At 50.0% G+C, this 21,053-nt stretch carries 23 protein-coding genes, 1 tRNA gene and 1 pseudogene; 12 read left to right on the forward strand and 13 right to left on the reverse strand.

Features of this window, described 5'->3' with window-relative positions:
- Nucleotides 1–206, forward strand: a 206-nt coding sequence (locus tag E1919_RS22015) for a transposase (RefSeq protein ID WP_237144778.1), incomplete at its 5' end; no start/stop codon positions are given.
- Between the two features lie 321 nt (nt 207–527).
- On the opposite strand, the gene E1919_RS22020 is transcribed toward E1919_RS22015, so the two are convergent.
- Both E1919_RS22020 and E1919_RS22025 read right to left on the reverse strand, forming a co-directional pair.
- Nucleotides 528–746, reverse strand: a complete 219-nt coding sequence (locus E1919_RS22020; protein ID WP_162055574.1) for a YnfA family protein — start codon at nt 744–746, stop codon at nt 528–530.
- An 87-nt stretch (nt 747–833) separates the two neighbouring features.
- Nucleotides 834–2,483 carry an IS1182 family transposase gene (locus E1919_RS22025; RefSeq protein WP_162055575.1) on the reverse strand — a complete coding sequence of 550 codons (1,650 nt, stop codon included), beginning with the start codon at nt 2,481–2,483 and terminating at the stop codon, nt 834–836.
- A 242-nt stretch (nt 2,484–2,725) separates the two neighbouring features.
- On the opposite strand from E1919_RS22025, the gene E1919_RS22030 reads away from it, so the two are divergent.
- Complete coding sequence (locus E1919_RS22030; RefSeq protein WP_162055576.1) at nt 2,726–2,956, forward strand: hypothetical protein; 231 nt, start codon at nt 2,726–2,728, stop codon at nt 2,954–2,956.
- A gap of 9 nt (nt 2,957–2,965) precedes the next feature.
- Here the strand turns inward: E1919_RS22030 and E1919_RS22035 are convergent, their stop codons facing one another.
- On the reverse strand, nt 2,966–3,478 hold the full coding sequence (locus E1919_RS22035; protein WP_162055577.1) for a DUF1440 domain-containing protein: 513 nt from the start codon (nt 3,476–3,478) through the stop codon (nt 2,966–2,968).
- Between the two features lie 649 nt (nt 3,479–4,127).
- Here E1919_RS22035 and E1919_RS22040 point away from each other — a divergent pair.
- On the forward strand, nt 4,128–4,268 hold the full coding sequence (locus tag E1919_RS22040) for a hypothetical protein (protein ID WP_162055578.1): 141 nt from the start codon (nt 4,128–4,130) through the stop codon (nt 4,266–4,268).
- 331 nt (nt 4,269–4,599) lie between these two features.
- A complete protein-coding gene (locus E1919_RS22045; protein WP_162055579.1) occupies nt 4,600–4,875 on the forward strand; it encodes a hypothetical protein in 276 nt (91 codons plus the stop codon).
- A gap of 16 nt (nt 4,876–4,891) precedes the next feature.
- On the opposite strand, the pseudogene E1919_RS22050 reads toward E1919_RS22045, so the two are convergent.
- The 3 genes and pseudogenes from E1919_RS22050 to E1919_RS22065 all read right to left on the reverse strand — a co-directional run bounded on the left by E1919_RS22050 (nt 4,892) and on the right by E1919_RS22065 (nt 9,823).
- Nucleotides 4,892–5,471, reverse strand: a pseudogene (locus E1919_RS22050) (ParA family protein).
- A 467-nt stretch (nt 5,472–5,938) separates the two neighbouring features.
- Nucleotides 5,939–8,788 carry a 3-keto-alpha-glucoside-1,2-lyase-like domain-containing protein gene (locus E1919_RS22060; protein ID WP_162055582.1) on the reverse strand — a complete coding sequence of 950 codons (2,850 nt, stop codon included), beginning with the start codon at nt 8,786–8,788 and terminating at the stop codon, nt 5,939–5,941.
- A 138-nt stretch (nt 8,789–8,926) separates the two neighbouring features.
- Nucleotides 8,927–9,823, reverse strand: a complete 897-nt coding sequence (locus tag E1919_RS22065) for a DUF6807 family protein (protein WP_162055583.1) — start codon at nt 9,821–9,823, stop codon at nt 8,927–8,929.
- Between the two features lie 484 nt (nt 9,824–10,307).
- On the opposite strand from E1919_RS22065, the gene E1919_RS22070 reads away from it, so the two are divergent.
- Entirely contained in the window at nt 10,308–11,033 is a 726-nt protein-coding gene (locus E1919_RS22070) for an IS1 family transposase (protein WP_262888749.1), read from the forward strand.
- 30 nt (nt 11,034–11,063) lie between these two features.
- Here the strand turns inward: E1919_RS22070 and E1919_RS22075 are convergent, their stop codons facing one another.
- Together E1919_RS22075 and E1919_RS22080 are read right to left on the reverse strand one after the other, a co-directional pair.
- The gene (locus E1919_RS22075; RefSeq protein ID WP_162055624.1) at nt 11,064–11,759 is read right to left on the reverse strand and encodes a 3-keto-disaccharide hydrolase; all 696 of its coding nucleotides are present in this window, start codon (nt 11,757–11,759) and stop codon (nt 11,064–11,066) included.
- A gap of 241 nt (nt 11,760–12,000) precedes the next feature.
- Nucleotides 12,001–12,369: an Arm DNA-binding domain-containing protein gene (locus E1919_RS22080; protein WP_162055585.1), complete on the reverse strand. Its 369-nt coding sequence runs from the start codon at nt 12,367–12,369 to the stop codon at nt 12,001–12,003.
- A gap of 91 nt (nt 12,370–12,460) precedes the next feature.
- Here E1919_RS22080 and E1919_RS22085 point away from each other — a divergent pair, with 91 nt between their 5' ends.
- The 7 genes from E1919_RS22085 (at nt 12,461) to E1919_RS28160 (ending at nt 16,098) form a co-directional block, all read left to right on the forward strand.
- Nucleotides 12,461–12,847: a DUF4138 domain-containing protein gene (locus tag E1919_RS22085; protein ID WP_162055586.1), complete on the forward strand. Its 387-nt coding sequence runs from the start codon at nt 12,461–12,463 to the stop codon at nt 12,845–12,847.
- 79 nt (nt 12,848–12,926) lie between these two features.
- Nucleotides 12,927–13,391, forward strand: coding sequence for a hypothetical protein (locus E1919_RS22090; RefSeq protein WP_162055587.1), 465 nt, complete (start codon nt 12,927–12,929; stop codon nt 13,389–13,391).
- Complete coding sequence (locus E1919_RS22095) at nt 13,343–13,693, forward strand: hypothetical protein (protein ID WP_162055588.1); 351 nt, start codon at nt 13,343–13,345, stop codon at nt 13,691–13,693. Before E1919_RS22090 ends, E1919_RS22095 begins: the two co-directional genes overlap by 49 nt.
- A gap of 408 nt (nt 13,694–14,101) precedes the next feature.
- Complete coding sequence (locus tag E1919_RS28075; RefSeq protein WP_317168262.1) at nt 14,102–14,239, forward strand: hypothetical protein; 138 nt, start codon at nt 14,102–14,104, stop codon at nt 14,237–14,239.
- Nucleotides 14,240–14,260: 21 nt separating this feature from the next.
- Nucleotides 14,261–14,572, forward strand: a complete 312-nt coding sequence (locus tag E1919_RS22100) for a JAB domain-containing protein (protein WP_317168263.1) — start codon at nt 14,261–14,263, stop codon at nt 14,570–14,572.
- 82 nt (nt 14,573–14,654) lie between these two features.
- Nucleotides 14,655–15,599 (forward strand): ArdC family protein, encoded by a 945-nt coding sequence (locus tag E1919_RS22105; protein ID WP_162055589.1) that lies wholly within the window; start codon nt 14,655–14,657, stop codon nt 15,597–15,599.
- A 409-nt stretch (nt 15,600–16,008) separates the two neighbouring features.
- A complete protein-coding gene (locus tag E1919_RS28160; protein ID WP_394351808.1) occupies nt 16,009–16,098 on the forward strand; it encodes a hypothetical protein in 90 nt (29 codons plus the stop codon).
- A 130-nt stretch (nt 16,099–16,228) separates the two neighbouring features.
- Here E1919_RS28160 and E1919_RS22110 read toward each other — a convergent pair whose 3' ends face one another.
- From E1919_RS22110 to E1919_RS22130, 5 genes are all read right to left on the reverse strand, one after another.
- Entirely contained in the window at nt 16,229–17,347 is a 1,119-nt protein-coding gene (locus tag E1919_RS22110; RefSeq protein ID WP_162055590.1) for a PDDEXK nuclease domain-containing protein, read from the reverse strand.
- Between the two features lie 553 nt (nt 17,348–17,900).
- Nucleotides 17,901–19,115: a site-specific integrase gene (locus E1919_RS22115; protein WP_162055591.1), complete on the reverse strand. Its 1,215-nt coding sequence runs from the start codon at nt 19,113–19,115 to the stop codon at nt 17,901–17,903.
- 252 nt (nt 19,116–19,367) lie between these two features.
- Nucleotides 19,368–19,452, reverse strand: a tRNA-Ser gene (locus tag E1919_RS22120).
- A 183-nt stretch (nt 19,453–19,635) separates the two neighbouring features.
- On the reverse strand, nt 19,636–20,604 hold the full coding sequence (locus tag E1919_RS22125; protein WP_162055592.1) for a YihY/virulence factor BrkB family protein: 969 nt from the start codon (nt 20,602–20,604) through the stop codon (nt 19,636–19,638).
- Nucleotides 20,601–21,014 (reverse strand): acyl-CoA thioesterase, encoded by a 414-nt coding sequence (locus E1919_RS22130; protein ID WP_162055593.1) that lies wholly within the window; start codon nt 21,012–21,014, stop codon nt 20,601–20,603. The genes E1919_RS22125 and E1919_RS22130 overlap by 4 nt, the downstream gene beginning before the upstream one ends.
- Nucleotides 21,015–21,053 lie beyond the last annotated feature (39 nt).

A 21,053-nucleotide genomic window follows, 5' to 3' on the forward strand; every position in this document is an offset into this window, starting at 1 on the left:
TCCTAACGCTCTCAGACAAGCTCAACCTGAGGAAGAGAGGGGGCATAGAGGCTGTAAACGACATCCTCATGACTGTGTGCGACATCGACCACACCCGCCACCGAAATCCCCTCAACGCCCTGGTCCACATCCTCTCAGGCCTGACAGCCTACACCTTTCTCGACCACCAAAACACAAGATTTAGACCCTCCAGAACATTAGCTTAATTCCCGAGTTCACGTTAAACGGAGTTCTAATCCCGCACCGCTCTAAGAAGAACTTCCTGTTGACCCGCTGCTCATGATTTTAAACACCCCAAACAGCCGCAATCAACACCAATGCTCAAATCCAGGGACTCATGAGGCACCTCCTCTCATTGCGGCGGAGCTTACGATAGCTTCTGCTTTCTTCATAGTTCATTCGTTAAGCGGGGCTGAGAAGTCTTGGTACGCACACTAACCGCTACTGTTATAGCGTGCTTCATTACTGAAGCCCGTGTTGCGGCTGTTACTGCGCTTGGGGCAGCAGGCCGCTTGCATCCATTCACACTACTTCCGTGGCATGTAGATAATAATGAAAACCCCTATCAGTGCGACCACGGTTCCGATAACATCATACGTGTCCGGCTTGAAGTTATCGACCTTCCACGCCCATAGAAGAGACATGAAAATGAAGATACCGCCATACGTGGCGTACACCCGCCCGAAGCTGGCTGTCTGCCAGGTGGCCACCACACCGTACAAAGCAAATATAACTGCTCCCAACATGGAGAATCCGTATAAACTAACCACCTGATTCCGTCGCAACGAGGTTCAGCGTCAGATTAGATACTGCTGGCGAATTCATAAAGTTGCTTATAACGGTAGCATCAGCTTCTCAAAAGCCGACATTCGGGTCTTCTCCCAAGGGACATCTGCCAGCCAATTAGCGATTCGCCCAAAGTTCATTGCCGTTGCCGTGAGTACGTGTTGCAGATGAGTTTTGGCTAAACCGACATATTTGGCGCGCCTTAATCCAAAGGCACGGACTCCCTGCGAGATGGTGCCTTCAATACCAGCCCGTCTGTCGTACTCCTCTTTCCAAGCCACAGTGTTTTCTCTTTCCCGAGCAGCCTGTAAAGCCAGGTAGTGTTCTTCCTTATGTACCGAGATAGTGCGCCGCTTTGCCTTGGTGCATTTTGACCTGCCTGGGCAAGAGCTACAATCCTTCTGGGAAAACTTGATTTTCACTGTCTCTATGCCGCTAGGAGCCGTATAGGGTGACCAGCTTACGCTATGCTTGCCCAGGGGGCAAACAGCCTCCTGTTTTCGCCAATCCAACTGAAAAACAGCTGCCGTAAAACCTTCCTTCGTGCGTGCCTGCCACTGGTAATTCGCCCGGGAAGGACCAAGCAAATCCACACCATACTCCTGCCGGCTAGTGGCAAGTAGTGGGGTATCCAAATAGCCGGTATCTATCAGGTGGATGGCCGGCAAGAGCTCCTTCTCTTTCAGAGATTGATGAATAGGCTGCGTCATGTCCGTGTCAGGGACGGGGCCAGCGGTAGTGGCAACGTTGGTAATCAGATGAGGCAGGTCCTGCTCACAGGTTTCGGTCAGGTGCACTTTATAGCCAATCCAGGAGGTGGTGTTCTTGCGGGCATAATGCGCCTGCAAATCATAAGGCGAACTTATCAGACGGGCGGCAGGAGGAATGCCTTCCTGCTGTCGGCTACGCCAGAATACCTTTCCGTTTTCTATTCCAAACTGCTGCAGCCACACTTGTCGCAGCACATCAACAGCGGGGACGGAAGCCAGCCACTGCCCTGCCTCCTGCTCATAGATGGCCTCCAGCAAAGCATGTCCATCCATACCCACCTGCAGGGCATAGGCAGCTTGCTTTTCCTTGCCTTCCGGTAAGCGGGAATCTTCTATGCGTCTGGCATAACGTTTTACCCAATCCGGCGGGCTATGTTGCTTGAGCCACTGCGGCGCAACAATGGCTAAGCTGTTTAAAGCAGCCCGAAGTGTTTCCCCGGCACACACAAGCATACTGGTGGCCCTCATCCACCCCAGTACAGAGGTAGAATCCGTGCGCTGCCGCCCTTTGGCTTTTAACCAGTTCTGCTCCCGGCACTTGTCTAAGAGCAGGTTGAGCAGCATATCTTCGGCTGAACCGCGTACCAGACGGCTTCTGAACTCGGATAAGACACTGCTGTCAAAACCGGCATTTGCCAGCTCTAAGCTCAGGACATACTTCCAGTCTATCCGGCTCCGAACCGCCTCCGCGGCTTGTCTGTCAGACAGGTTCTCCATGTACTGCATCACGGTAACCATGGCTAGCCGCCAGGGAGAAGCAGCCGGTTGCCCCCGCTGTGGGAACAGGGAGGCAAAAGCCTCATCCCGGTAAATGCTTCCCAGCTCATCTTTGAGTTGCATATAGATGTTTCCATGAGGAAAGGCCGCTTGAGCGACACGAACAGTTTCTGGGGGAATGGCAGGAATAGTTTGTGGACGTAGTGACATAAGAACCTAAGCTAAATGAATCTACAACATGAGTAAGTTTATTGAACGCTTATGCCTGCTAGTTGGCTGTCGTTTCTCATGCTCTCCAAGGCCTTTGGTTCCACTATTTTTAATTCGCCAGCAGTATCTAATCTGACGCTGAACCACTTTCTCCGGAACTTACACTCTATCCATTGATTTCAGGACAAGACATAATAACTACATTTATGATGCGTCTCTACAAAAGATAAAAAGCGGCCTCCGTGATTATACCAAACAAACTCATAAAGCTTGACTACAACTCTGCCAGTGAGGCTGCCTATACGCTAAACATCATCGTCGAAACCGTCAGGCAGTATGATGTGAAGTACCTGTTAACAGACACTAGGAAGAGCACGGTTGATATTCCCACGTCTGAATACAAGGAGATAATTTTAAAGTTGGCCGGCAATAGCCCCTTTTATAAAGCTGCGTGTTGCGCTACCCGTATGTAGCACCTACTGCTACCTTGGCAGCCCTTTGTCCAACCCTCTCAAGATCCCATCGGTCACCATCCCTACCGCAAGGTGGCCCACCAAGCCCCTAGCATGCGCCTGCCATGGGTAAGCAGTAGGACCTGAGGACAAGCCTGTCACTGGTGCTACTATTTCATCCATCACCATAAAAAGGCCGAGCCCGTACAGCGAACCGCCTCCTGCATCCAAGCCCTTTACCTTGTGCCGTAAGGCGGCGTAAAGCATTCCCGGCGCTATTCCCAGAAAATAGTGCACCCCTCTCCCTGCCATCCACCGCTGTCTTTGATCCAGGTCTGTTCCGGTTGCCTTAAGCACTTTATCCACGGCCACGTCTGCTACATACTTTCCGTGCACCTGCGCTTTTTTCTCTTTCAGATAAGCTTTGGGGTCTTCATTCTTGTACATATACCAGGTGATCCTGTCCATCACCCACACGGAAGCGGCTCCCGCTACGGCACCCTTTATCAACTCTGCGGCTATACTCTTTGATCCTTTTGACATACCAATACTTTAAATCTATGAATAAAATTAACCTGCTTTGGGCAACTTATACTACGGGCTCGGCAATTAGTGGTTCTATGGAGAGCCTGTGAAGGCTGGTCCCTGAGGGGCACTACAAAAGGGAAAAGAAAGAAAGAAAGAAAGAAAGAAAGAAAGAAAGCTAATGTCTTCTACTCCTGGTACTCCTCCCCCATCAGGACAGGCTCCCCCGGCTCCTGCCCTTGGCTGGCTTCCGCTCTGTCTGTTTCCCTGTCTTACGCTCTTCCTCTCCTATACGCGCGCCTGCTTATTTTATTAGTAGGTTTATGCGTATAATTCAGAGCATCATATTGCTGTTGTATTGCATGACAGTATGACAACATGATAAAATTATAGTATTATATGATTACCGCAAGTTTGTCGTTCAAAATTACTGTCATGCAGTGCTAAAAGACCACTCAAACTATCCTGCAACCATAGGCTGTGTTCCCCAAGTAAGCCTGCTACGTCTTATACAAAAGGGAAATAAAACGGAAACTATGTTCCTTCATCAGGTGCTCTCGAGGCGCAGGCAAGCAGTGTTTGTCTATGCCGGCTTACCCGATGCTGCCCTCCTCCTGCCTTTACACTGGTCTTTAAAATACTGACAGGGTGAAGATGACCGATTTAAATGGCCTACCTCATGGCTGTGGCCGACATCTCAGACGAGGACGCGCTCACCGCCAGCTTTCACCAGTTACAAGACACGAAAGGAGATATCGTGCTGGATGATTCGGAGCACAGGCGCTACCACTGCTGTCAGGGTAACTGAGCGCCTCCCAATCAAAGCCGGGCCTGTACCGCCCGGAGGTTGTTGCCGTCACTAACTTTAGAGACCGCTTATCAGGTGAATCCGCTAATGTGTCCTCCCTGCTGCATCAGTACAGCAATTCCCTTTTTTCTGTCCGTGCAGTTTACCATTCCCCCTTTTGTAAAACAGGATGCTTTCCAAACCCTTTCCCTCCCCGTCTGAAAAACCCTTTCTTTTCCCTTTACACTTCTGTTGTTACACTCTCATCTTGTAATGCTGTCATACTGTAATACTTTAACTCTATAATTCTGGCGTTCTGTAATTCTGTATTACTAACTTCCTACATTATTGTATGACAGAGCTTCAGGCTGCTCAAACAGGTTTGTCTTTAAGCTTGCTATGCATAGCCCGTGAAGCGCTGGCAGCAGGTTTAAAGCAGGTGGTGCACCTCTCCTGCCTGCAGCATACCCTAGGTTACCAGGATATCTTCTGGAGACTGGTAGATGCTGCACTGCCGGCTTCCCTCCTCCCTAGCCACGATTTTCTTCTTGTGCCTGTTCCCAAGGGCAGCTTTTCGATTATGGTTAAAACAGCTGAGAGAAAAGCCCCCTTCCATTATTTGAACTAGATTCCGCATGATATTCTTACGGTCTCACAATCATGCAGCATGACTGTGAGACCGTAAGAATGAAATCTAGTGTTAGTTTATTATAATCCTCCGCCCCGTTGCATCCCGGATCATAAGAGAAAATGTCTTTGTGCTTCAACTGCGCCTCATACAGCTTGTTGTTCTCGCGGATGTAGATGTTAAAGTCCGGAACACTTTTGATGGCGCTGGCAATTGCCTGCAGCGCCATTCCCCTTTTCTTCTCATTGTAGCGCGCCAGCACTATACCGCCCAACTCCAGGCCGATGTCTTCCGAAATACATTTACAGTGCCCGATAAGGGTGTCAATCCCGTCATAGCTGAAGAACTCGGATTGCATCGGCATGATGTAATAATCCGAGGCATACAGGGCATTATAGGTCATCAGGCCCAGGTGGGGGCATATCGATGAGCACGTAGTCGTAACGTCCCTCCACATGCTTCTTTATAGCCTTGCTGAGGATGTCCTCCCGACGCGGCTTCCCGGCGTTGGCCTCCTCAAACTCCAGCAGCGTCTTGACCGATGGGATAATGTCCAGCCGCTCGCCCACTGAAACAGTAGCGTCCTCCACACTCACGCCTCCGGTAAGTAACTGCCCGATGTGATGAGAACTACAGCAAAGAAGAGTTGATCACCGAAATGGGGGCCAGCTTTTTGTTTGCCTTCACCGGCATTAAAGAGGCCGTGTTTGAAAATTCCTGGCTCACCTGCAGGGCTAAGTCAGCAGGTTCAAAGACGACAAGACCATGATTATCTTCGCCAGTACAAAGGCCTTCAAAGCAGCCAGCTACATACTACTGGACCTGAAGACAGAGGAAAGCAAATAAGCGCTGCCCGCCGTGGCCGCTTAATTTAAGTGAATGGCTGTGTCATGCAGAAGGTTCATCATAGTTCATGTTTTCAACGACATCTGCCACACTTTACAGGTAGATTATGGTGTAACCAAAGGCACCAAGCCAACCCTACTTTCTTGAAACTGCAAATTAGGAAGTTCTAAATCGTGTTGAACAGTGTTTGATGAAGATGGGTGTATTCTAGTCTATATTATAGAGGCCGAATCTTAATATTCCGCCACTTCATAACATATGGACCTCTTCCCTCTATGCCATGCATTTGTAAACCAATAAACCCTGCAGGATTGGTCTTGTAAACCTCCTCACTTACCACGTCCTCCACCTGGTGCCCATTCACCCACGTCTGAATGCGCGGCCCCTTCGCTACAATTCGCAGTTTGTTCCATCCGTCATCGACAAGATAGTTATGCCCATTCTGTATTTTGTCCTCTGATGAGAGCCAACCCGTGCCTAATGCCTCTCCATAAATAAGACCCGTGGTTGGAGTTCCTGGGCGGCGGTTCCTTTGCATTTCCACCTGAGGCCCATATACTCTTCCGGCTCTTGAATCTGGGCCATCGCCTACCGTTACAGGCTTGATCTTTGTCCTGATTTGAATTCCCGAGTTGGTAACGCTATCGACCATCACTTCGAGTTCGAGCTCAAAATCGTCAAACTTCTGTTTCGTACTGAGAAAAGAATTTGGACTGCCTTTTACTGTCCTTCCTACAATGACCCCATCTTCCACGGCATAGGTATGCGAGCCGTTGAGGTGGACCCAGCCGTTTAAGGTGGATCCGTCGAAGAGATCAGTCCAACCCGCGCCCGCTTCTTTATTCTTCGCCTTAATTTCACTTTCCGGATCGGGTAGCGCGAATGCCATGATAGAGTCGCCGTACTTTGTGCCGTTCTTCCCTCCGCCTCCGGCGGCTATCACCACATACTGCTTACCGTCTATCATGTAAGTGCTCGGTGTTGCATAACCACCCGCGGGTAATTGATACTCCCATAAAACATCCCCTGAATGCGAACTAAATGCCCGTATCTTCTCATCCGGGGTGCCTGCGATAAATACCACGTCTCCAGCCGTGGAAACCGGTCCGCCGAAGCTTTTCGCGCCCGTATTGCGAATACCTCTGGCAACCAGCTCGGGGTACTCGCCCAGCGGGACTTTCCACAAAATTTCACCCGTATGCAGGTCGATGGAGTTGAGCGTTCCCCATGGAGGGGAAATGGCCGGAGCGCCATAAGGGTCAACAAAAAAGGGGGCTTCATTCGAGTACCGCACACGCGCGCCCATAGGGTTCAGGTGTTCTGCTTCGTTCGCGTCGTTCTCGTCACTTTCTAAAAAAGCGATTACATCGTTCACCTGGTTTCCTGTAAGCTGGGTGAAAGCCGGCATCATACCCCGGCCGTTATGAAGGACAGCGCGAATTTCCTCACTTTTCAGCTTCAGGTCAGTGAGCGGGGGAAATGCAGGCGGGCTACCCTGTCTGCTAGCACCATGGCAGGAAGTACAGTTTTTATTATATATCAGGGCGCCACGCTGGATTGGTGTCGCCGCCAGGCTGTTATCATGATCATAATACTTTACAAGCTGATTGATAGTGGGAGCCTCGTTCACATTCACGTACAGGGTGTTTGAGTAGGGATCAAAAGAGCCGCCACCCCATTCCATGCCTCCCTGATGCCCCGGTAGTGTGATGGTACCCTGCTCGGAAGCTGGCGTGTATAGAAACCCTGTTTTGTATTTCTTGAACTGCTCCAGGACAGAGGCACGCGCTTCTGGGGTTACATTGGTCAGATCGGCCTCCGTCAGCATGATGCGAGCGAGCGGCGCAGGCTTTAAAGGGAAGGGCTGCGTAGGCCAGGCTTCCTCACCTGGCACATCTGACGCTGGCACGGGCATCTCCACTACAGGGAAAATAGGCTCTCCGGTATCCCGGTCCAGCACAAACGTGAGTCCCATTTTCGTAAGCTGGACCACCGCATCCCTGGACTTTCCCTCCGAAGTGATAGTGGTTAGCATCGGGGCCGGAGGATTGTCGTAGTCAAAGATATCATGGTGGATAGTCTGGTAATGCCACTTGCGCTCCCCTGTCGTCGCATCCAGTGCCAGGACACAGTTTCCGAACAAATTCTCCCCTTTTCGATCTCCCCCGTAAATAAAATCCGGTGCAGGCGATCCGGTGGCGAAGAAAACCCAACCTCTTTCCTCGTCCAATGAGAAGCCGCCCCATGGATTAGCGCCACCGTAGGTTACCCCATCTTTAAATTCCCAGGTTTCGTATCCATACTCGCCCTCAAGCGGAATAGTATGAAATATCCATTTGAACTCTCCGGTTTCCGCATCATAGGCGCGAACGTCTCCTGGTGTAGACTGCTCCCCTTCGGGCACACGCGAACCCACAATAAGGAAGTTCTTGTATACAATACCGGGAGAGGTAACCTCAATGGAAGCCTTTTCAGGATCCACCGGCAGGTTCTGTCGCAGATCAATAAAACCACCCTCTCCAAACGATTCGATAAGGGCGCCGGATTTGGCATCTATGGCATACACCCGGTCTTTCACGAAATTATAAATCCGCTGGTTTTTACCTTTCGTGTCTTCCCAATAGGTGACGCCGCGGCTACGCCCACGGAAACCCTTTTCTTCCGCATTGTATTTACCAGATTCAAACACCCACACTTCTTCTCCGGTGACGGCGTTTAATGCAACCGCATTCAGTTTGGGCGTGGTGAAATACATCAGGCCATCAACAATAATGGGATTACTGTACATCGAGGGTCCTTTTGGGTCGCCTGTGTGGTATTCCCAGGCTTTCTCAAGCTGGTGAACATTGGTGGCATTTATCTGGGCCAGTTCAGCGTATTGGTTGGCCCTCTTGTCTCCTCTGTAGATTGCCCAGACCGTAAAGTTATCCAACCGGTCACCTCCCTCTCCTCCGGATAATGGCTTCGGCTGGGTCGTGTTGCGGGTGAGAGTTGGGGCGTTATGACTGCAGCCGTACAGGAGGGGAAAAAGGAAGAAACAGCATGCAAATGTTTTTATAAGTGCCATAGATTTGCAATTTGATTTACAGCGAGAAACTAATTTACTGCGCGATCATCCGCAGCCATTTTCTATCCCCAGCATCTTTGCCAGGCGATTGATATACCCTCCCTACAGGTGTATCCCACCTCAGGAATCAGGAGTCTATTAATATTTACAGACGAAGTCTTTCCAGGCGCGGGTGAGTTCCTTGTCGCTCCGCTCTCCAGTGTATACCACCAACCTATAGCGGGTCTTCTCCGTCTCCCCCTTTTCTATTTTCCTATCGCCCAGTATCTGGATGGAAGGGCCCACCCCTAACTCATTGTCCACCCGCCAGGGGGTGGGGAAACCCTTGTTATCCGGGTGGTCGAACATGGCGATGTGCGCCATATCATCCCTTCCCGGTACCTGTATCCCGACATCAGCCCAGATGGCGCGTTGTGCCTCAGCCGCCTTATTTCGCTGCCCCACGGCATTGACCACCTCTCCTTTAATTCCCTCGTGCCATGGCATGCGGAGGAACAGGCCCCCTACATAGAATTTACCGAGGGTGATATCCGTTTTTGCCTCACCTTTCCACTCCAGGTCCAGCACGTATTTCCCGTCTTGTTCCTGCATAGACCAGTTTTGTGTTTCGGTCATAATCGTTTTGCCATTTTCATCCAGCATATCATACACTGTCTGCCATTCGACTTCCAGTCCCTTACCTTCAATGACTTTCGCTGACACTCGCTTCCAGTAGTCACCCTGCCAGTTCATAAAATAGTCGCGGCTGTTTACCAATTTTAAACCCCAGTAAAGCCCGGTTTGGTGCAGGTGGTGTTTCGGGCGGTACTCGGTGAGCAAGCCTTTGTCGTCAGGCGCGATGATGGGATGAATGTATGGCCGAGTGTCCTTCTTCGCATTTTGTACCAGGATCGGCTCATTGCCGTCAGAGCGAAAGACAGAGATGGTCCCGGCATTTTCATCTTGCTCAATTCTCAGCCCTTCCTCATAAATGACTGCCTCTCCTTTTCCGCTAGCCTTTGATTGCAAATTGCCACACAAATAGACAAGAATCATAAATGAAGTGTATAAAATACAAGGTTTGACCATGATTTCCGAGTGTTAATATTGAGCAGGAGAGATACATCATGAGAAGGTAATACATACTTTTTGAGTATGCAAGGGCATTTTTATCCTTAGCCGTTGCATATAAGCAACGCCGTTTATCATGTTCTTACATTTAATGGCGCCTATTGCATCAGTTTGCCATCAAGCAGCAGGCCCTGTTGGCTGTGTTTGAGCGTTATTGAAGGCTTGCGTAAAAGGAGGCATTCAGCACTTGGTCACATGGCTCCTTGCTTTTATGAAAACCTGCTGGGCAACCAAACAGTGGCTGCCTGAGACTACTTTATCAATAGCTGTGAAATTATAAGAAATCTTCTTTGCGCTTTAATTAATTGGTAGTCCTACAAAAGTAATGAAGCAACATATAAAAGTAATGAAGCAACATAAAGAGCCGCAGTAGCGGTAAGATTAGGTGTCGAATCTAAGTCTTACCCTCATGAACAAGTCATGTTACTACTGCGGCAGTGTGAATATAGTCAAAAACGGGAGAACCTACTACGGCAAAGCCAGGGGCAAGTGCAAGGACTGCTCGCGGCAGTTTGTCTTTGAGCGGCAGAATAAGATGCTGAGCCTGGAGCAGAAAAGGCTTATCGAACTGCTCTTGCTCGAGCGCATCTCCCTAGCGGGTATCTGCAGAGTGGTGAACATTCCCGCTTACCACCTCTACCGCTACATGGATGAGTTGTACGGGGAAGTGCCTCAGGACCTGAACGCGCAGGTGGCTTGCAAGGCAGAGAGCCAGCTTAAGTGCTATGAGTGCGAGAGCGATGAGTTGTGGAGCTTTGTCGGCTTCAAAGCCAACAAGCAATGGCTGTGGGTGGCCCAGGACAGGAAAAGCAGGCAGATAATCGCCCTGCATCTGGGAGACAGAGGCGCAGCGGGGGCAAAGGGGCTTTGGGAAGAGGTGCCGGAGCATTACAGGCAGCAGGCAACTTTCTTCACCGATGAGTGGGAGGCCTACAAAAAGGTGATACCGGCGGCAAGACACGCGTCCTCTGCCAAAAAGAAAAATACAAACCATGCTGAGAGGTTCTTCTGCACTCTCAGGCAGAGGTGCGCGCGGCTAGTCAGGAAGTCTCTTTCCTTTTCCAAAAGGCTTGAGAGGCACCTGATGGCTATCCGCTTTTTTGTGGCTAACCACAACCTATCATTACTTTTATAGAATTACCAATTAATTATTAACCTAGGAGGCTCACCTCCAGCTTTGCTTTTTACTTTTTATAGGAGTCAGCTCTACTTTTCGAAACTCCACTTCTGAACCTTCTGCCTGCAGTGCAATATGACCTTCTTCTGCTGTGCTGTTAAAGCCTTGATTTACCAGTTCATCATTTACCCAAACTTTAATGGAACTGCCGAGGCATTCAATCTTCATTTTATTCCATTCTCCAAGGGGTTTTTCAGAACCATCCGTGAGGTTAACAATCCTTCTTTGTTTGCCTTCTGTTATACCCCATTCTTCTTTGGGACCACGCCGGCTTTCCATATCCGGTACACTAATGTCTTCTACGATACACCAGAAGTCACCTGCATTCTCATGCATCATTTGTACTTCGATTGATTTTGGAAACATGCTGTAGAGGGCCCTTGGGGTAGAGGCATGCACCAGCACTCCACAATTACCGGGTTCGGCTGCAAAGCGATATTCCAGCTCAAGCACATAATTTTTATAGGTCTTATCCGTGATCAGGTGTCCATTGGGTGTTCCAAGGCTCACGAGCTTTCCATCACGGACAATAAAGGGACTTTTTACATTTGGATCTTTATCCATTTCCGGTACATCTATATGCCAGCCGCTAAGATCTCTGCCATTGAAGAGGCTTATTGATTTGGGCGCTATGCCTGAAAACAGCGTGCTTGCCAGGACTAACAGGAAGAAGATATTATTCATGTTACTAAAAAATAGTTTTTCAAGCCAAAGTTGCTTCTGATAAAGATAAGCCTTTATCAATAAATAATTGATTAACTGGACACTTCTAAAAATCTATTTCTCCAGCGGATGCTGCTTTAGCAGTTCTTCAGGTGAATGAAAACCAGTTTTATCTTTCGTAGTCGCCCTCACGGCTTTTACCTTTTCCGGAGATTCAGCTGTGCCAGGTCATATTTAAGACCCGGTTCTGTACCTAACACGATTACCTGATCAGGCTGCTTCCAGTTGGCTGACATCTTTTGCTGGCGTTTAGCCAGTGCCGGTGCTGCAGTAGGCTCTTTTGGATTTTGTGCTGCCTTGTCACCGGCTTCCCCTCCTGCAGGATCTCCTGCTGGTATGCGTACACATTGGACCTGAGTATGTCCAGGTACGTGTTTATTCTCCTGGCCTCCTCAGTGTTCCCTTTCACACGGCCTGCTTCCACAGAACATTTACCGGGGGTGACATTACGGTTTGTGCAGGTTTCGAGCCACTTTCCGTTGATGGTGATACGCAGGTAGATGGGCAGCAGGTTATCGCTAGTGGTCCTGGACTTCTTGCCGTAGAACAGGATGCTGATTTTTGTGTCCATTTCGTTTCCTCCTTTTACTGTTTAAGTTAACATTCATTTGCAGGCTCCACAAGATGTACGAAACCTGTATATCTTTCTGTTTATTAATAAGTTGCAGCAAATTCGAGCACGGATACACTACGGCGTCAAAGACAAGGAGGGCGGAGCGAAGGCCGTACTCGAGGGCATCTACATCCGGGGGAGCACCCTCTTTTACAGAGTCGTGCTCACAAATGCATCCCCTGTCCCCTACGAGATTGACTTTACCCGCTTTACCCTGCGGGACAGGAAGCAGGCAAAGCGCACCGCCACGCAGGAAGAGGAAATTGCCCCGCTCTACACTTACGGGGGAGATGACCATACTTTGGAGGCCGGGCACAGGAAGGTGCTGGTCTTCGCGCTGGAGAAGCACAATCTAGACCGGAATAAGGAGCTGGTGCTTGACCTGTTCGAGAAGAACGGCGGCAGGTACCCCCAAACTGAAGATTCGCCACAGTGACATCCTCAAGGCCTGCCCGCTCTTCCTGGCAAATGAACAGCTATCTGACACTGAACTTTAACCACTTAATCCTATCACCATGAATGAAAAGAACCTCGAGTACCTGAAGGAAGGCCTCAAATACATGGGCTTCGGCACCAACCTGAACGGGGAACTGGAAAAAAACGTGCAAAGTCAGCAGCCGGAGTTCCGGCTCAGCCTGCAGATACCTCACCACAGCAGCAACATGGACTACACCCTGCACTTCCGAAGGCCGGACCAGAGCGACATGTACTTTTTCAACAAGTATGATGCCACGCTCAAACCAGACGATTCGGCCAAAGAAGCCTCGCAGACCTTCTACATCAACAAGAACAGCGGCATCACGGCCAAGGAGGCCTATAACCTGCTGAGCGGCCGCTCGGTGCACAAGGAGCTGGTCAACCAGGAGAACCAGCCCTACAGGGCCTGGCTGCAGCTCGACCCAGCCAGAAGGACCCGCAGGGCAACCACAAGGTGCGGCAGTTCCACGAGAACTACGGCTATGACCTGGAGAAGACCCTGAAACAGTTCGCCATCAGGGAATTGGAGGACCCGCAGCAAAAGGAGCGGCTGCTGCGCTCCCTCGGGCGGGGCAACCTGCAGCAGGTGACGGCCCTGCAGGACGGCCAGGAGGCAAAGCGCTTTATCGAGGCCAGCCCGCAGTACAAGACAATCAACGTATTTGACGAACACATGAAGCCTGTGAAGCGGGAGACCATCTTAAGAGAGGAGCACCAGGCACAGCGGAAGGAAACACGGAGGGACTTGGCAGCAGAAGACCAGCCCGAACAGAGGCGGACCCACAGGAAGGGAATGACCATGTAAAGATAACAGTGCTGCCCCTGATAGCGTGTGCCCAAACAAGCATTTTGCTATAGTTACCGCTTGCAGCACCGCAAAGCCCAAGCCCCGGCATCCTCTTAGATGCCGGGGCTCTCTTTTAATTCTTATCAACTCCAGGACCACCTGTAGCCTGGCTGCAAAGTCATTTCCTCCAGAACACCTTTTGAATCCTCCTTCCTTCCGGCCACTGAAATGCAAAAGTGCGGGGGCAATTCATTCGGGCGCAAAGGTAGCCTTGCGTGCCGGACACGGGGACAAGGTAGTACGGAAAAAATGGGTATCCCCTGCCGGGGAGCCTCCGCATTTTTGCCGTCTCCACCTTGCCCTTAGTCCGTCCCGAAGGCAGGTGGGGCACCATAATCAATTCCTCACACTAAAAAGACAAAGATTATGGAAAAGCTCATCCAAAACTCCTCCTTCTCCAAAGTGGCAGAAATTAAGCTCACTTACCGCGCTAAAGTGAAACCCTCCCAAAGGCCGCAGGTCACCTGCTCCACCGACTGCTACAATGTGCTAAAGGAAAGCTAGGACACAGGCAAGATAGAGTTTGTGGAACAGTTCAAGGTCATGCTCCTCAACAGGGCCAATAAGGTGCTGGGCATCTACGAGACCTCTACAGGAGGCGTGGCCGGCACCGTGGCGGACCCGAAGCTCATCTTCGTGGCGGCCCTGAAAGCCTGCGCCTCCTCCATCGTCCTCTGCCACAACCACCCCTCCGGCAACCTCAAGCCTAGCGCGGCTGACCTGCAGCTGACAAAGAAGATAAAACAGGGCGGGGAACTGCTCGACATCGCGGTGCTGGACCACATCATCCTCACCAGCGAGAGTTACTATTCGCTGGCAGACGAGGGGCTTTTATAGCCCCTCTTTTCTTACAGGTGGAGCCATGGAATCAGAAGACGCTCCGGGATATAATTTATCAACAACTTAAATACTTAAAGCTATGAACGCATATCAGAAATTCAATCAACTGGCAGACCAGGTGACAAACGAAGTAATCGCGCAGCTGGAGCAGGGAAAAGTGCTCTGGCAGAAGCCCTGGAGCCCCTACGGCCTTCCGAAGAACCACTTCTCTGGCCGGCACTACGAAGGCTTCAATGCCTTTTACCTGAACTACATCACAGAGAAAAACAGCTTCACGATGCCCTACTTTCTCACCTATAAACAGGCGCAGGAATTGGGTGGCCACGTGCGGAAAGGCGAGGAAGGCACTCAAGTCATCTACTGGAAAATATACGAAGAGAAGGCAGGTGAACATACCGGTGAGCAGGCAGAAGAGGAAAATGACAGGCACGGAATAAAATTCGTGCCTTTTATATGGACAGTGTTCAACATCGACCAGGTGGAAGGCATTGATTATAAACTGCCGGCAACTCCTGAGAAAACAGGGCAGCAGATCATCGAAGCCTGCCAACGCGTGGTGGACCACTACCCCCTGCCGCGCCCACAGATTCTGCACGGAGGGTCGCAAGCCTACTATGCGCCCGCCAGTGACAGGGTGCAGATGCCGGAGCTCAAAAAATTTGTTTCCTCCCAGGCATACCACGCTACGCTGTTCCATGAACTGATTCACTCCACCGGCCACCCCTCAAGGCTCAACCGCTTTACGGAAGAGGAGAAGGCAAGCCGTTTCGGTGATGAGAACTACAGCAAAGAAGAGTTAACAGCTGAGATGGGGGCCAGCTTCCTGTGTGCCTTCACCGGCATTAAAGAGGCTGTGTTTGAGAACTCTGTGGCGTACCTGCAGGGTTGGGCGAGTAAATTTAAAGATGACAAGACCATGATTATCTACGCGGGTGCCAGAGCTTTCAAAGCAGCTAACTATATACTGGACCTGAAGACGCAGGAGAATAAAGATGCGCTGCCTGCCGTGGCCATAGCTGCTTAAGTGGAGCGAAAAGTAATTTTGCCACCACTAAGCCATACATGTTACTGATATAATTCAGCTTTATAAGGCTACAGAAAAGGATGGCTCTTCATTAGGAGGAGCCATCCTTTTCTTATAGTTAACCTTGTGTTGAAGCCACTTACCTTTTCGTTGCTGCTTCATGCAAGCAAAGTTATCTATCCGACATTTAACCGACATCAGAGGCTTTTATCTGACATCCTAGCTTCTGTAAACGTAGACAGTCCCTTTTTTCGCCTTCTTTCATCAGCAGTCCTTTATATACTAATCCCTTAAAGCCATTACGACAGAGAAACAGTAGTTTGGAGGTGCCCCGTTTTGGGAATATATTCCTGAAAGCGATTCTTGGAGGCAGCTTAAGCCTTTCCCAAATATAAACCATAGCGGTAATGTGGCTTTCACCATACAAGGTAAGACATATGTCGCCGGAGGTTGGGGAGGTGAAGACCACAGCAAAGAGGTATGGGAGTTTACGCCATAGTCACTACAGCAAAACATGCTGGAATACTAGACAATGGAAGCCACTCAGAAGAGTGGCTTCCATTGTCTATAGGCTATTTCTCCACCTTCTTCTATGACCAATACCCATCGCCCTGTGGAACAGAGGGAGGCTAATTTCTTTCGCTGCCACCGTTGCTTTGAAGCCTTCTTCCCAGTTCTTCCTCCAGCTCCTCAATGGAGGGCAGCTCCCCTTTCAACTCCTCCGGAACGGCATGCATCAGCCGGTACTCAGCCACGCCCAGCGGGGCTGTCGCATTTTTCAGCGAGTACTCGACCACGACCTTGTTCGGCGTCTTGCAAAGCAGAATGCCGATGCTCGGGTTGTCATTCGGGTGCCGCAGCTGCGCATCCACCGCGTTGAGGTAGAAACTCAGCTTCCCCGCGTATTCCGGCTGGAACTCCGTCACCTTCAGCTCCACCACCACATGGCAGCGCAACTTGGTGTGGTACAGCAAGACATCCAAATAAAAATCATCCCCTCCGACGTTGAGCCGGTACTGCCTGCCCATGTAGGCGAAGCCTTGGCCCAACTCCAACAGAAACTTCGTAACCTGATCAGCCAGCGCGTCCTCCAGGTCCTTCTCCCGTGCCTCGGGGCCAAGGCTGAGGAAATCGAAGTTATAGGGGTTCTTGAGCGTTTCGTTTGCCAGATCCGCCTGGGGCTTGGGAAGCGTCAGGTCAAAGTTGTTCAGGGCTTTCCCCTGTCTCCTGTACAGGCCGCTCTCCAGCTGGTGCTGCAGTACGGCGCGTGACCAGCCGTGGCGTATCGTCTCGCTTACGTAAAAGAGCGCCTCTCTGACGTCTGAGCACTTGGTCACTATCTCGCGGTTATGCCCCCACGGAATTGATCCCACAAGCTGTGGGATTAATTCCTGTTCGCTATTCAGGGGAGGCACCTGGCTTAATTGTCCCACAAGCTGTGGGACTGATTCCCGCTCTCTGCTGTAGAATAGGTACCACTTCCTGACATAGAAGAGGTTGGTCCTGGAGAAGCCCTTCATCTCGGGAAAGGCGGCGCTGAGATCCCTTGACAGCTGCTCGATCAGCGCATCACCCCAGCCCGCCTCCTGCTGCTTCTCCACGATTCCCCTCCCTAGCTGCCAGTACACCAGCATTAGCTCTGTGTTCACCCTGACCGCCGCCTTCAGCTGCGAAACCCGTATTCTGTCCTTCAGGCCTGCTAACCAGGACTGATAATGCTCTATCCGATTTAGGTCAATTTCTGCCATTCCTAATATTACACCATTGCACGTACAGCCGCAAGAGCAAGTCTCATAAATCCATTTGATTTTACAATATGAGACGGGCAGGCACTCTTCATAAATCAGCAGCCATTCGGCCCGTCATAATAGAAGTACCGCTGTACTATCTCTCACTTTATTACATACTGCATCTGCAAAGCACGAATATAGAAAGTAAACAACACCTTCTACACCCCCTATTCTCACCCCTGCCATTAGAGACCCATCACCCACTGGAGCACTCTAAAGCTACTACTCAATAAACAGCATAAGCCTGGTAACCAGGTGAAACAAAGTAAACAGACAAAGCAGGCTAATTAGTGAAAACATTGTAACTGCTACAAAAGGGGAAAGAAAGAAGCCAGGCTATTGCAGCTCTCCGAAACAGCATTGTCGGGAGCAATTTCGTTTTTGGCTCATATGCTGCACAACCGGCATCCCTGTAGCTGTCTAATGACTTCCAGGCAGGGGCTACAACTAAACCTGCACGTTCTCATCCCCCAGCACATTAAACATTAAAAGCTTGGTTGTTCACCTTTGGCTATATCTTAAACTTGTCTTTGAGCAACTGCATGTCTTCGCTTACCTTCTGGTCCAGTATCTTGGCGTAGTGCTGCGTGGTCTTGATGTTGGTGTGGCCCAGCATCCGGCTCACGGACTCGATAGGCACCCCGTTCGAGAGCGTGACGGTGGTGGCAAAGGTATGGCGGGCGATGTGGAAGGTGAGCGGCTTATGGATGCCGCACAGGTCTGCTATCTCCTTGAGGTAGGCGTTCATCTTCTGGTTGCTCAGCACCGGGAGCACCCTGTCCTGGTTGAGGCACTGCGGATGTTCATCATATTTTTCCAGAATGGTCATGGCCGTAGGCAGCAGTGAAATCCTGGAGGTGGTGTCGGTCTTCTGGCGGCTGGTGTATATCCACTTCCCCCCGTCCGGGCCGGTAACGATTTCGGAGCGTTTCAGCTTCTGCACATCCGCGTATGCTAGGCCGGTGAAGCAGCTGAAAAGGAAAATGTCCCGCACCTGGCTGAGCCGCTCCATCTCAAACTCCCTTCCTGCCATTTTCTGCAGCTCTTCCTTAGAAAGGAAGGCCCGCACCACCTCCTTTTTGCTCATCTTGAAGCCCAGGAAAGGGTCGCGCTGCAGCCAGCCGTTCTTCATGCAAATGTGGATTACCTTCTTAAAGTTGCCCAGGTACTTCATCGTGGTGTTGTGGGCACAGCCCCTGACGCTCTTGAGCCAGAACTCATAGTCGGAGATAAAGCCGAAGTCGAGCCTCTTCACGTCAATGTCTTCTGCCTTATACTTCCACTTAATGAAATTGAGGGTATGAAGCAAGGAGGTCTTGTAGCGCTCCAGCGTGCCCGGCGCAAAGTCTTTCCCCACCAGCTGCTCTACCTGCTCATTGTGCTTTTGGAACACCTCAAGCAGCATGACGGGCTTCTCCTCCACCCCCAGCCACTTATCCCGGAGTGTCTCTGTTGTCACCGGCTTTCCTTCCTGCAGGAGCTCCTGTTGATAGGCATATACTTTAGACCTCAGTAGGTCCAGGTATGAGTTTATTCTCCTGCCCTCCTCGGTGTTCCCTTTCACACGGCCTGCCTCCACAGACCATTTACCGGGAACGACGTTACGGTTTGTGCAGGTTTCGAAACGCTTTCCGTTGATGGTGACGCGCAGGTAGATAGGCAGCAGGTTATCGCTGGTGGTCCTGGATTTCTTGCCGTAGAACAGGATGCTGATTTTTGTGTCCATTTCGTTTCCTCCTTTTACTGTTTAAGTTAACATTCATTTGCAGGCTCCACAAGATGTACAATACCTGTACATCTTGCTGTAAATCAAAAGGATACAGCAAATTCGGATACCAAGAATTATTTTGACTTTTGGTATCCGAATTGTACCCCTTAGGATGGAGAAAAACTGAATGATTTAGCTAGGTTACGGAAACGAAAAAGCCCGTAAATCAACGATTTACGGGCTTTTTGCTCTTTTTGGTATCGCTACCGGCAGAGAGAGAGGGATTCGAACCCCCGGACCTGTTACAGTCAACGGTTTTCAAGACCGCCGCATTCGACCGCTCTGCCATCTCTCTTTCTTGATTCGTGTACAAAAGTAGGGGCTTGCACTGAATTATCAAAACTATACGATGAAATTTTTCAGCATCTCCGGCACTTAAAATGTAAACTCCTGACTGTGAAGCCAGAATTTGTTCTTATCTAAAAGAAATATATTACATCTGCTGCCACAATAGAAGATCAGAATACCTATGGCTGCATCAGGCTTTAGCTGTACGAACCCCGGCGGTTGCCCTTTTCCGTACCAGGCGCTTTGTAACAGTGTCAATGCTCACATTAATCTCAAAGCCGAGTATGAGAATCATAGATACGAAGTCAAGCCAGATCATCAAACCGATAAGAGCCCCGATAGAGCCATAGAATTTATTGTAGCTATCGAAGGCGCTGATGTAAAAGGAGAAGATCATCGACACCAGGAAAATAAGCCCTGTGGCCACTACCGCACCAGCAGAGAAGAAAGGCCATTTATCCTCAATGGCAGGTACAAAGTAGTAGATGAGCGATGTTGCGAGCAGGAAAAGCAGCACAATGGCGATATATTTCAGTATCACCAGCAAGGTATAGGTATAACTTTCCGTTACCACCTCATAAAAAACCAGCACATCCAGTATCCATTGCCCGAAGAAAATAGTGGCTACCGCCGTAAACAGGATGAAGGCCAGCACCACCGTAAGCGCTGTGGCTATTAGCCGTTTCTTCATGTACCTGCGCTTATAAAAGGTATGGTACTTCTTATCAAAGGCATCCATTAAAGACATAATGCCATTGGTAGAGAGGACCAGTGCAAACAGGAAACCGAACGAGAGCAAGCCGCCGCGTGGTTTGTTTACGATATCCTCAATGGTGGAATAAGCAACGGCATACATCTCCTCTGGCATAAAATCCGCTATAAAGTTGAGGATACTCTCGCTTAGGTCAAGAGACAGCACACTAGGAATGTAAGGGATGAGCGTGAAAAGGAAGATGATGCTTGGGAAAATGGCCAGCGTAAAGTTAAACGCCATGTAAGACGCCCGCTTCGTGATCGAGTCCAAGCGAAGTTCTCCCAGAAGCACGTCTGCTACGTCATACACTGAAGATCGGCCGTTGTTAAAACGCCAGCGCTTCAGGAAAACGATGAACTTGCGGTACGCCCTGCGGCGTTTCAGATATTGCTGGTTTAACCTCATTCACTAAAGTAACGGTCCATTTTCTGGTGTATCAGGTCAGGTACCGCTGTGGGCCTGCCTGTTTTCATGTCTACGAAAACCATAGTGGTTTCACCCACATTTAACATGATTCCCTCCTCATTATATACTTCATACTCAAAAAGTATGCGCGACCCAGAAGGCTTATTCTTCAACAGAAGCTTGATGGTGAGCCTGTCATCGTACTTAGCCGGGCGAATGTACTTGCATTTCAGTTCCAGCACCGGCATCATTGTACCGGTTGCTTCCATCTCCTTGTACTCAATGCCCAACCTTCTGAAAACTTCAGTACGCGCTACCTCATAGTAGGCGGCATAGTTACCATAGTAGACATAGCCCATCTGGTCGGTCTCGGCATAGCGCACCCGTATCTGTACTTCTGATTCAAACATTCTTTTTAAATTGTTGAATAATTAAATTGTTTGATTGCT

This window comes from Pontibacter pamirensis, assembly GCF_010015475.1.
In the GTDB taxonomy this organism is placed as follows: Bacteria; Bacteroidota; Bacteroidia; order Cytophagales; family Hymenobacteraceae; genus Pontibacter; species Pontibacter pamirensis.